The sequence below is a fragment of the Gilliamella sp. Choc5-1 genome, from assembly GCF_001690595.1.
Lineage (GTDB): Bacteria > Pseudomonadota > Gammaproteobacteria > Enterobacterales > Orbaceae > Gilliamella > Gilliamella apicola_M.
In genome coordinates this window covers 1-13,051 of record NZ_LZHH01000122.1, presented here as the reverse complement: position 1 = coordinate 13,051, position 13,051 = coordinate 1, and the positions used below count along the sequence as shown (strand labels likewise).

Sequence of the window (13,051 nt, the reverse complement as noted above, 5' to 3'; positions counted from 1 at the left end):
AATTCGTAAATTAAGCTTGCAATAATGAAATATCCGCAACTTTTAAGAATAAATTTTGTAATTTTTCTAAAAGTGCTAATCGGTTTAATTTGATTTGTTCATTATCAACCATCACCATCACCGACTCAAAAAAGGCATCAATAGGTGTTTTAAGCGAAGATAATTCGACTAAAGCATCTTGGTAATGCCCATTATTAAAATAAGGGACTAGTTTGTCGGTTAAAATGGCAACTTGTTTAGCTAAATCACCTTCTGCGCCATCCTCTAATAAAGCTGCATTGACTTTTTGGGGAATAACTATCTCAGCTTTAGATTTCGATAAAATATTTGATACACGTTTATTAGCTTCGGCTAATGACGAGGCTTCGGGCAAGGTTCTAAAGTGAGTTACTGCCTTAACGCGTGCATCAAAATCAGCGGGTTTAGTTGGATTAAGTGCTAAAACTGCTTGAATCGTATCAATTGCAAAGCCTTGTTCTTGATACCAAGCTCGAAAACGACCCTGCATAAAATTAACAATATCGTCAACTACGTTTTTATTATTAAGCTTATCGCCATATAATGAAGCTGCATAACCTGCCAGTTCAACAAGATCTAAAGGCAGTGCCTTTTCAACAATAGTACGTAAAACACCAATAGCAGCGCGACGCAATGCAAAAGGATCTTTATCACCTTTAGGATGCTGACCAATACCAAAAATGCCGGCTAAAGTATCCAATTTTTCAGCGATAGAAACTGAACAAGAAACAGCAGTACTTGGTAATTCATCACCGGCAAAACGCGGTTTATATTGTTCTTCAATGGCGGTTGCAACTTCAATACTTTCGCCATCTTTAAGGGCCAAATAACGCCCCATAATACCTTGTGTTTCAGGGAATTCAAAAACAGTATTAGTCACTAAATCGCATTTTGTTAATTTGCCCGCTCGTTTGGCTTGCTCAACATCAGCACCAATTTTATCGGCAATAAAGCCAGATAACGATTCAATGCGAATTGCTTTATCCTTAACTGTTCCAAGTTGTTGTTGAAATAAAACTGTTTCAAGACGAGACAAACGGTCTTCTAAACGTTGTTTTAAATCAGTTTGATAAAAGAATTCAGCATCGGCAAGGCGAGGGCGAACCACTTTCTCATTACCTGAAATTACAACTTGAGGATCTTTTGACTCAATATTAGCCACAAAAATAAAGTTTGGTAATAATTTGCCTTGTTTGTCATAAACAGGAAAGTATTTTTGATCGCCTTTCATGGTATAAACCAATGATTCAGCAGGAACCTCTAAAAATCGCTCCTCAAATTTAGCAGTTAACACAACAGGCCATTCAACTAGAGAGGAAACTTCTTCAAGCAAATTATCTGTTAAATCTGCTTTACCATTTAATTTTGCAGCTTCTTCTTCAGCTTGTTGTTTAATAATAGATTTACGTTTATCGTAGTCAGCAATTACCTTACCACGTTGTTCCAAAATTTCAGGATACTGGTCTGCATTATCAATAGTGAACTCTTGCTCACCCATAAAACGATGGCCACGAATAATACGATCTGATTTAATCTCTAAAATCGTACCAGGCACAAGTTCATCACCATACAACATGGTAACAGTATGACATGGACGAATAAATTCAACTTGGCGAGCCGCCCAACGCATTGGTTTAGGGATAGGTAATTTGCTTAATGCGGTTTTAACCATATCACATAACAAATTAACAACTGGCTGACCTTTTTGATTTTGAGTATAAGAAAGCCATTCACCTTTATCAGTTTGTATACGTTCAGCCTGATCAACTGTAATACCACAACCACGAGCCCAACCTTCAGCAGCTTTAGTTGCATTGCCATTGGCATCAAAGGCTGCGCTGACCGCAGGACCACGTTTAACTATTTGGCTATCGGGTTGCGTATTATTCAAATTTAAAACTTTTAATGCTAAACGACGGGGCGATGCATACCAAAGCACCTCGCCATGTTCTAAATTGGCATTATCAAGTTGCTGTATAAAATTAGCCGCAAAGCTTTCTGCTAACGTGCGGAGTGATTTTGGTGGTAACTCTTCGGTACCAATTTCCACTAAAAATGTTTTTTGCATAATTTTCTAATTCCTACTTTGATGCACTTTCGTTAGATTGTGAATTTTGGCACATAGGGAAGCCAAGAGCTTCGCGAGATGCGTAATAGGCTTCTGCCACCATTTTGGTTAATGTTCTGATGCGCAAAATATAACGTTGTCGCTCAGTTACTGAAATTGCTTTACGAGCATCAAGTAAATTAAAACAGTGAGCCGCTTTTAAGATGCGTTCATAAGCAGGTAGTGGTAGTGGTTTTTCTAACTCAAGCAAAAACTTGGCTTCTTTTTCGTGTTGTTCAAAACAATAAAATAAAAATTCAACATTGGCGTATTCAAAATTATAAGTGGACTGCTCAACTTCGTTTTGATGAAACACATCGCCATAAGTTGTTTTACCAAATGCACCATCACTCCAAACCAAATCATAAACACTATCCACGCCTTGAATATACATTGCTAAGCGTTCAAGTCCATAAGTGATTTCACCAGTAACTGGCTTACATTCAAGCCCACCAACTTGTTGAAAGTAAGTAAATTGGGTTACTTCCATACCATTTAACCAAACTTCCCAACCAAGCCCCCAAGCACCAAGGGTTGGGTTTTCCCAATTATCTTCAACAAAACGGATATCATTAACAGTTGGATCAAGACCTAATTGTTTTAACGAACCTAAATAAAGCTCTTGAATATTATCAGGAGAAGGCTTTAAGATAACTTGAAATTGATAATAATGCTGAAGCCTGTTTGGGTTCTCACCATAGCGACCATCGGTTGGGCGGCGTGATGGTTGAACATAAGCAGCATTAATTGGCTCAGGCCCCAAGGCTCGTAAACAAGTCATAGGATGAGAAGTCCCCGCGCCAACTTCCATATCTAAAGGCTGAATCACGGTGCATCCTTGATTAGCCCAGTAATCTTGTAACGTAAGAATTAACCCTTGAAAGGTTTTGACATTAAACTTTTGCATGATGTTATCTTTATGGTTGAATTGGTTTTTCGATAATTTAAATAGTGCTATATATTATACTTTTTATCAATACTTGTGAAATGCCTAATTGTATAGTGTTTAATATATTGCCTAATTCGCTTATTTATTAAAAACAGTCATATTTATATGTAGTTGTGTAATTAAAAACTTACTTTTCTTCAAATAATGATAAAGCAGAAATAGTAATAAGTACTTCAATAAAAAGGTGGTATGAATAATAAAAAAAGAAACAAAAAAATTCTAAACTTTTAATTAGCGACTATAGTCTTGTTAAATTATATGAAAAATCATCTAAAAACAAAGTATTAGATTTTGATTGTTATTTTAATTATAAAGTGTAAATAATTTGGCTATTTCCAATATTTTTCTTTTTGTGGATATTAGATCTCTCCCAATAATAGAGTCCTCTTAAGTTGATGTAAAAAAACGAGTAACATTGTATTTAATGCTGTTTTGATAATGTAAAAACAATATAAGAGGAAATTATACTTTAAACTAATAAGAAAATATTATGTTTTTAAAATTTATGTGTTAACGTAAAGTAAACAGAAAAACACCTTTGACTATTTTACATTCAATTTGTGTTGATTTTGTTTTGATAGTTCAAAAAAAATGAGCGATAATAAAGGCTAAAGATCTTTATTATAACTGATCAAGTAATTAAAGAGATTTTAGTTTATAAAAAATTAACTTTAATAATCTATATGCTGATTATTAATAATAAATAATTGAGAAATAAATATGAAACAAAATATAAAGGATTATCTGAGCTTTTTTACAAAATATTATTTTTTTAATAATATCCATTCTCGATTGACTTTGGGTTTAAATAAGGATTTCTTAGGTATATCTTCTGTATTTAATACTCAAAGAAAAATCACAAAAATAAGTTTTTTTTCTGCTATTTTTGCATTAAATAGTTTTAATGTAGTTAATGCAGCGATTTCATCCTCAACAATCAATGCAATTCAAGGAACTAAACCTCTATTTTTTGCGACCGATATTACAATAAATAAACTTGGATTTAGTTATGATGGAAACGATTATAGTGAAACACATAACAATATAACAAGTGGTAGCACTAAGTATTTTGATGAAAATACTAAACTTGGTAATTTTATTATAAAGAGTTATTTTACACCTAGAGCAGCACTAAATGACCCTAATGGCGATTATTTTGATTCTGATGGTGATGCTTTTGATCCAATTACACCAATTACAGTTAATCTAACACATGTTTGGAAAGATAGTGATGGTAAAATTATTGATCAAGCCGATTATAATGATATTGCATGCAGTCATAATAAGTACAAAATGCCTTTACAATTAGAAATTACAGCAAGCGATATTAAAGTTAAAACAGAATTTGGTATTCCTGACGAAAGTAATCCAGTAAGTAATATTAATACATCATCTGAAACGAAACCGATAACCAAAACATATCAAATCGCGGTTGCTAAAACATGTTTTGCTAAACCAAATGGAATTAATTTAGATCCAACAAATCAATGGCGTTCAGTTAAGAGTAATAACGGTGGAATTGAAGATGTATGGAATCTAACGGGAGCAGGGAAAGATAAACCGAATCAAGCTGTAGGTGGCGGACATACTGATGATTATGTAATAAACCAAGGCTATAAAGTTAAACCTACTGTGTCACGTAAGCATTTTCCAACAACTGGCTTTCCTGGTGCACAATTCCAACTTGTCATGGGTGGAATACAGCAAGATTATGACTTTACCACAAATAGTAATCTAGCAGAGATTGATAGGGAGGGGATTGTTACTTTAAAAGGCCCAGTTAAAGAGGTCACTATTTCTGCAAAGCTAAAGTCAGACAGTAACATTCATTATGATTATAAGTTTACATTAGATCTATGGGTTGAACCTCAGTCTGGATATGTAGCTAATCAAGCAGAAGCAAACTTAAAATGCACAAGCCCTATGCAATTATTAAAGCGCAAAGATTTAAATAACGCTTCAAATTTTGCAAGCGATAATTTAGATAGATATCAAGATCGTGTATATAATGTATTTACACGAGGTATTGGTTTAGGTGTTTTAGGCGAGTGGGGAAGAGTGCTAAATACAAGTTATGGAAGTATACCGGCTACTTATCCACAATCAAAATGGAATTTTGGTTGGTATTTCACAGATGAAGAACACACATTCATTGATAATAATAATCAACCCATTATTGAAGGAATCGTGGTTGCTACTCATGATGGCATGATATCATTTCCAAGTGCATGGGGACGTGATGAACCTAAATGGGCTGTTTGTGGTAAACATTTATAGTTAACTCTTGTTTAACTAGTAAGAAAGGTATTTGAAGAGCCTTTTAAAAATCTTCATCATTCTGATAAAAAGGACTTTTCTTGGTTTTTTATAATGACAAAGAAAAGTTCTAACGCTTTCGTTATATGTAATAACCTGATTTAATTTATCCTAATGTAGGAAATATAAGGGGGTGGTATAATTTATAATGAAAACAATCTTCTAAAAACTCATAAAGTATTCTATTAAATTACTTTATACGGTTTTAATCGTATCATAAAAGTTAGTAAAGCAGTTAAAATTTGTTTTTATATGTATTCATTACAGTAGCATCTTAAATTACTGTAATGAAATAGAGTAATTCCTATAATTAAGTATAGGAATTAGAAAAATATTTGATTATTTAATTGTAAATAACTGAGAATTAAATATGAAACAATATAATAGAAGATGTCATCTACGTTTTTTAACAAAATATCATTTTTTAAATAGATTCAACTCTCAATTTGTTTCGCATTTGAATAAGAATTGTGAATATACATTTTGGGTATTAGATACTAAAAATAAAATTGCAAAAATAGGTCTTTTTTCTACTATTTTTGCATTAAATAGTTTTAATGTAGCTAATGCAGCAATTTCATCCTCAACAATCAATGCAATTCAAGGCACTAAACCTGTATTTTTTTTGACCGATACTACAATAAATAAACTTGGATTTAGCTATAACGGAAACGATTATAGTGAAATATATGGCAATATAACAAGTGGTAGCGCAAAGTATTTTGATAAGAATACTAAACTTGGTAATTTTATTATAAAAAGTTATTTTACACCTAGAACAGCAAGTGACCCTAATGGCGATTATTTTGATTTTGATGGTGATGCTTTTGATCCAATTACACCAATTACAGTTAATCTAACTCATGTTTGGAAAGATAATGACGGTAAAATTATTGCCCAAGCCGATTATGATGATATTGCATGCAGTCATAATAAGTACAAAATGCCTTTACAATTAGAAATTATAGCAAAGGATATTAAAGTTAAAACAACACATGGTGACCCTAACGAAAGTGATCCTGTAAGTAGCATTAAAACTTCATCCCAAGAAAAACCAATAACCAAAACATATAAGATAATGATTGCTAAGGCCTGTTTTGCAAAACCAAATGCAACAAAGTTAGATTCAGGCACTCAATGGCGTTCAGTTAGAAATGATAGAACTGAAAATGATGCTCAATGGAATCTAACAGAACTTGGTTTAGGCGGTATAAATAAAGATAAACCGAATCCAGCTGTTGGTGGTGGACATACTGATGATTATGTAATAAACCAAGGTTTTAAAGTTGAACCTACTGTATCACGTAAGCATTTTCCAACAACTGGCTTTTCAGGTGCGCAGTTCCAACTTGTTATGAGTGGAATGCAAAACGATTATAATTTTACAAGTAATAATAGCCTTGTAGAGGTTGATAGGGAGGGAATTGTTACTTTAAAGGACCCAGTCAAAGAGGCCACTATTACAGCAACATTAAAATCAGATGCTAATATCCGTGATAATTATACATTTACATTAGGTTTATGGGTTGAGCCTCAGCCTGGATATGTAGCTAATCAAGCAGATGCAAGATTAAAATGCACAAGCCCTATGCAATTATTAGAACGTAAAGATTTAAATAGTGCTTCAAGTTTTGCAAGTGGGAATTTAGATAGTTATCAAGGCCGTGTATATAATGTATTTACACGAGGTATTGGTTTAGGCGTTTTTGGCGAATGGGGCAGAACACTTAAAGCTACACATTATGGTTATGGACCTACTTATCCAAAATCAAATTGGGATTATGCTTGGTATTTCACGAGTGAATCGCACCAGACCACGATTAATCACCAGCCAATTACAGAAGGAATAGTAATTTCTAGTCATGATGGCATGATATCATTTCCAAATGCGTGGGGGCTTCATGAAATTAAAAGGGCTGTTTGTGGTAAAAAAATTTACTAATGCCTGATAAGTAAAGGCTTCTTTTTTAACGTTATAATAAAAAAGTAGCCCTTACTTGTTTTGTAAAACACTAAATAATATTAAACATTAGGATTTTTGAATTTCGCTGATAATTATAAAGTTGTTTCTTTTTAATTGGTAAATCATCCACTTCAGCAGGGCTAAAGCCTTTTTCGCGAAACCAATGAATGCTACGTGTAGTTAAGACAAAAATTGTTTTAAGTCCTAACTGCTTTGCTTGTTCTATTAACTTTTCAATAAGAATATTTCCTCGAGATGAGTTTTGATAATTTGGATGAATAGCCACACATGCCATTTCGCCCATTTTTTCTTCTAGGTAAGGGTAAAGTGCAGCACAACCTATGGTCATGTTATCGCGTTCAATAATAGTAAATTTATCAATTTCCATCTCTAATTGTTCACGTGAACGTTTAACTAAAATACCTTGTTCTTCAAGTGGCCGAATAAGTTCTAATATTCCACCGATATCGTTAATTTTTGCCGAACGAACTTGTTCAGAGTGTTCCATTGCAACTTGTGTTCCAATTCCATCACGAGAAAATAATTCTTGTAAAATCGAACCATCAACCAAATAACTTACCAAATGGCTTCGCCTAACACCATTACGGCATGCTTTTGAAGCTGCTCGCAAAAAACGTACCTCACTGGATAAATGCTTATCTTGCTGTTCTTTTTGTTTAATATAATTATCAGCATCAACAGGATAAAGGTCGGTGATGACATGGCCATATTCATCTAACACACCTTGCTCCGCACAAAAACCAATCAATTTATCGGCTTTTAAGCGAATAGCTACTTCAGCGGCAACATCTTCAGAAGCTAAATTAAAACTTTCGCCTGTAACTGAAACACCAACAGGGCCTAACAATACAATAGAATCTCGTTCTAATTGTTGTTCTATGGACTCTTTATTAATACGCCGAATTTTTCCTGTATGGCAATAATCAACACCATCATCAACCCCCAAAGGTTGTGCAATGACGAAATTACCACTTACAACACTGATATGTGCACCTTGTAATGGGGTATTATTTAAACTCATTGATAAACTTGCTGTAATATTGAGTTGTAACAATCCAGTGACCTGTTTAACAATATCTAAAGTGCTTGCATCAGTAATTCTAGTATTTTTATGATATTTAGGTTGGATTTTATGGTTTATAAGAGATTCATCAATTTGATTACGTGCACCATGAACAATAACCAGTTTAATACCAAGGCTATATAGCAGTCCAATGTCATTGATGATACTTGAATAATTATTACTTTTTAAAACAGCACCAGTGAGTAATATAACAAATATTTCACCATGATGTGCATTGATATAAGGTACTGAATGCCGTAATCCTTCAACTAATTCCGTCGTTCGCTCTTTCATTTTGCACCCTTTTAAAATGAATATTTATTCATATTTTATATATTTTTATTTATTTTGGATTTGAACGCAAGATGTTTTTATAAAAATTTATTAAATAATCAATAGTTATTGCAAGTCATATACAGCTTATCCTTTTGTTTGTTGTTTTCTTTAGTGTTAAGTAAGGTTAGTACATTAAAGGCAGATAAATTTCTCATAAAAACTTAGCTGATTAAATTTTTATTATAAATAACTTATTTAATAAATAATGGTTTTTTTGGTTTATAATTTTTTTTAATAAAAAAACGTGATCTGCTTCAAATTTTGAGTATACTATGCGTCTCATAAAACCCTAGTTTTTTTGAGGATGTTAGTTTGAGTACAGATAAACTTGTGGATTCCTATTCCCCCGCACAAATGACACAAATTGCCGAAGACATTGGCAACTACAAAGTAAATAAACACCCATGTAGCACGATTTTATCTGCAATTCTTGCAGGTGTTTTTATCTCTATTGCTTTTGTTTTTTATATTACCGTTACAACTGGCACAGCAACCGTTGCCTTCGGTTTGGCTAAATTAGTTGGAGGTATTTGCTTTTCATTAGGCTTAATGTTAGTTGTTTGCTGTGGCGCTGATCTTTTTACTTCAACCGTCTTGACTATCTTACCAAGAATGACGCATAAAGTAACTTGGTTAAAAATGTTCCGTAATTGGATTTTGGTCTATATTGGTAACTTTATTGGTGCTATACTGTTTGTAATGATGATTTGGCTTTCGGGTCAGTATATGGTAGCTAACGGACAGTGGGGATTGAATGTATTGCAAACTGCCGATCACAAGTTACATCATACTTTTGTTGAAGCGGTATTCCTTGGTTTTTTAGCTAACTTAATGGTTTGCTTGGCTGCATGGTTAAGTTATGCTGGCCGTAGCTTACTTGATAAAATGTTAATCATGGTTCTTCCTGTTGCTATGTTTGTTGCTAGTGGCTTTGAACATAGCATTGCTAATATGTTTATGATACCAATGGGTATTGTGATTAATAATTTTGCTTCCCCTGAATTTTGGCAAGCGGTTAATGTAGCGCCAGATACATTTAAAGATTTAACTGTAACGCATTTTATATTCAACAATTTAATTCCAGTTACAATCGGGAATATTTTAGGTGGTTTAGCGGTCGCGCTACCTTATTGGGCTTTATATTTACGTAAGCCACATTGATTTTATGATATTTGCCCTAACATATATGAGGGTAAATAGATATTTTTGTAAACCTGAGGTGAAAATTATGAGTAATTTAAACGAAGTACAAGCAGTTGCTTGGAAAGGATTTAAAGATGGTGATTGGCAAAATAGTGTCAATGTCCGCGATTTTATTCAAAAGAACTACACGCCATACGAGGGCGATGAGTCTTTCTTAGCTGGCGCGACAGAAGCTACTACTAAGTTATGGGATAAAGTAATGGAAGGCATTAAAGTTGAAAATGCAACCCATGCTCCTGTGGATTTTGATACAAGTGTTATTTCAACAATTACTGCTCATGATGCAGGTTATATCGAAAAAGATTTAGAAAAAATTGTTGGTTTACAAACTGAAAAACCACTAAAACGTGCAATTATTCCGTTTGGTGGTATCAAAATGATCGAAAATTCTTGTAAAGCTTATAACAGAACGCTTGATCCTTTAGTCAAAAAAATCTTCACTGAATATCGTAAAACTCATAACCAAGGTGTTTTCGATATCTATACTCCTGATATCCTTCGTTGTCGTAAATCTGGTGTTATCACTGGTCTTCCTGATGCTTACGGTCGTGGTCGTATCATTGGTGATTACCGTCGTGTGGCACTTTACGGTATTGATTATTTGATGCAAGACAAATTTGCACAGTTCAATTCATTACAAGCTGATTTTGAAAATGGTGTTGATTTAGCAATGACTATGCAACGTCGTGAAGAAATCGCTGAGCAACATCGTGCACTTGGTCAAATTAAAGAAATGGCTGCTAAATACGGCTTTGATATTTCTGGACCTGCAAAAACAGCACAAGAAGCTGTTCAATGGACATATTTTGGTTATTTAGCTGCGGTTAAATCACAAAATGGTGCGGCAATGTCTTTAGGTCGTACTTCAACTTTCTTTGATATCTATTTCCAACGTGATCTTGCCGCTGGTTTAATTACTGAAAAAGAAGCACAAGAAATTGTTGACCATTTTGTTATGAAGTTACGTATGGTTCGTTTCTTGCGTACACCAGAATATGATGAATTATTCTCTGGTGACCCAATTTGGGCAACTGAATCTATCGCTGGCATGGGTGTTGACGGTCGTACATTAGTAACTAAGACTTCTTTCCGTTTCTTAAATACTTTATATACAATGGGTCCATCACCAGAACCTAACATGACAATCCTTTGGTCTGAAAAATTACCAAGTGGATTTAAAGAGTTCGCATCAAAAGTATCTATCGATACATCATCATTACAATATGAAAATGATGATTTAATGCGTCCTGACTTTAATAATGATGACTATGCTATTGCATGTTGTGTAAGCCCAATGATTGTTGGTAAACAAATGCAATTCTTTGGTGCACGTGCAAACCTTGCTAAAACTCTACTATACGCAATCAACGGCGGTGTGGATGAAAAATTAAAAATGCAAGTTGGCCCTAAAGAGACTCCAATCACTGATGAATATTTAGATTTTGATACAGTGTTTGCTCGTTTAGACCACTTTATGGATTGGTTAGCAAAACAATACGTAACAGCATTAAATGCAATTCACTATATGCACGATAAATACAGCTATGAAGCATCATTAATGGCGCTTCATGATCGTGATGTTATTCGTACTATGGCATGTGGTATTGCTGGCCTTTCAGTTGCAGCTGACTCTCTTTCTGCGATTAAGTATGCAAAAGTAAAAGCAATTCGTGATGAAGATGGTTTAGCTACTGACTTTGAAATTGAAGGTGAATACCCACAATTTGGTAATAATGATCCACGAGTTGATGATATTGCTGTTGATTTAGTTGAACGTTTTATGAAGAAAATTCAAAAACTTAAAACTTATCGTAATGCAACACCTACACAATCTGTATTAACCATTACATCAAACGTTGTTTATGGTAAGAAAACAGGTAATACTCCAGACGGACGTCGTGCTGGTGCGCCATTTGGACCAGGTGCTAACCCAATGCACGGTCGTGACCAAAAAGGTGCGGTAGCTTCATTAACATCTGTTGCTAAACTTCCATTTGCTTATGCTAAAGATGGTATTTCTTATACTTTCTCTATCGTTCCAAATGCTTTAGGTAAAGATGATGATGTGCGTAAACGCAACTTAGCTGGTTTAATGGATGGTTATTTCCATCACGAAGCTACAGTAGAAGGTGGTCAACATCTAAATGTTAATGTATTAAATCGTGATACATTATTAGATGCGATGGAACATCCTGAAAAATATCCACAATTAACTATTCGTGTTTCAGGATATGCAGTGCGTTTCAACTCATTAACTAAAGAACAACAAAATGACGTAATTAACCGTACATTTACCCAATCAATGTAAGTGCGACAAGGGCGTGCTTATGGCACCTAACTTATTGATTTTATTCAATAAAGTTAGGTGGGCTATTAAAGTGAACAACTTTAATTAGCTACCCTTCACAATATCTGAGTAGGACGTTACACATGTCCGAAAGGATATTGTGTAACCTATATTCGGTAAAGAATAATTTTTTAGTCTGTGAGAGACAAATCTCATATATTTAAAGAACTAATTCTTTGGACAATTCAATTAATCATATCTGATATTCTGGAATTTCCAAGGTATTCAATAAGAAATTATTGAATTGACCAAGGAAACGAAAGAACCCATCAGCATATAGTTTAAGCTAGAATTGACCTATTGTGAAGTTAAATAAGTGCACAAGCTGTTATTATCATTGTTGGCATATTTTATAGGCACTATGTTATATAAAATATGAGTCAACCTGTTATATGACTAACAGTAGCCTAGGGATAGTGCGAGATTGGCAACGGTCTGGTATGGAGCTTCCTGACAATGTACCCCCTTGAGGAATAGCAAGGTTAATGCGTATCGTGAGGTAACATTAAGTAATGGCAAGTAGCATGTCATGAGGGGCTAGGCTAAATAGAAAGATGAACGTAAGTGAATTGCTGATAAACGTCGTGAATTGTAAAGAGCTTAAGCTACTGACAAGCTCTAACCAAAAAGGTATATAGTGGGATATCTCTTTTTACATTGGGGATACGTCATCATAAACACTATCGGCGAACAGGCAGCATCTTAACTATTTATGTGATAATAATGGA

7 protein-coding genes are annotated in these 13,051 nt (G+C 34.0%); 4 read left to right on the top strand and 3 right to left on the bottom strand.

Going from position 1 to position 13,051, the window contains the following annotated elements:
- Window positions 1–10 precede the first annotated feature (10 nt).
- Together glyS and glyQ are read right to left on the bottom strand one after the other, a co-directional pair.
- Entirely contained in the window at window positions 11–2,089 is a 2,079-nt protein-coding gene (glyS, locus tag A9G35_RS11545; protein ID WP_065636990.1) for a glycine--tRNA ligase subunit beta, read from the bottom strand.
- A 10-nt stretch (window positions 2,090–2,099) separates the two neighbouring features.
- Window positions 2,100–3,032 carry a glycine--tRNA ligase subunit alpha gene (gene glyQ, locus A9G35_RS11540; protein WP_034912362.1) on the bottom strand — a complete coding sequence of 311 codons (933 nt, stop codon included), beginning with the start codon at window positions 3,030–3,032 and terminating at the stop codon, window positions 2,100–2,102.
- A gap of 762 nt (window positions 3,033–3,794) precedes the next feature.
- Here glyQ and A9G35_RS11535 point away from each other — a divergent pair.
- Together A9G35_RS11535 and A9G35_RS11530 are read left to right on the top strand one after the other, a co-directional pair.
- Entirely contained in the window at window positions 3,795–5,351 is a 1,557-nt protein-coding gene (locus tag A9G35_RS11535; protein WP_065636989.1) for a hypothetical protein, read from the top strand.
- Between the two features lie 496 nt (window positions 5,352–5,847).
- Complete coding sequence (locus A9G35_RS11530) at window positions 5,848–7,332, top strand: hypothetical protein (protein WP_141673875.1); 1,485 nt, start codon at window positions 5,848–5,850, stop codon at window positions 7,330–7,332.
- Window positions 7,333–7,402: 70 nt separating this feature from the next.
- On the opposite strand, the gene argA is transcribed toward A9G35_RS11530, so the two are convergent.
- Entirely contained in the window at window positions 7,403–8,731 is a 1,329-nt protein-coding gene (gene argA, locus A9G35_RS11525; protein ID WP_065636987.1) for an amino-acid N-acetyltransferase, read from the bottom strand.
- Between the two features lie 354 nt (window positions 8,732–9,085).
- On the opposite strand from argA, the gene focA reads away from it, so the two are divergent.
- Together focA and pflB are read left to right on the top strand one after the other, a co-directional pair.
- A complete protein-coding gene (focA, locus tag A9G35_RS11520; RefSeq protein ID WP_218057276.1) occupies window positions 9,086–9,934 on the top strand; it encodes a formate transporter FocA in 849 nt (282 codons plus the stop codon).
- A 67-nt stretch (window positions 9,935–10,001) separates the two neighbouring features.
- Entirely contained in the window at window positions 10,002–12,284 is a 2,283-nt protein-coding gene (gene pflB, locus A9G35_RS11515) for a formate C-acetyltransferase (RefSeq protein ID WP_065636986.1), read from the top strand.
- Window positions 12,285–13,051 lie beyond the last annotated feature (767 nt).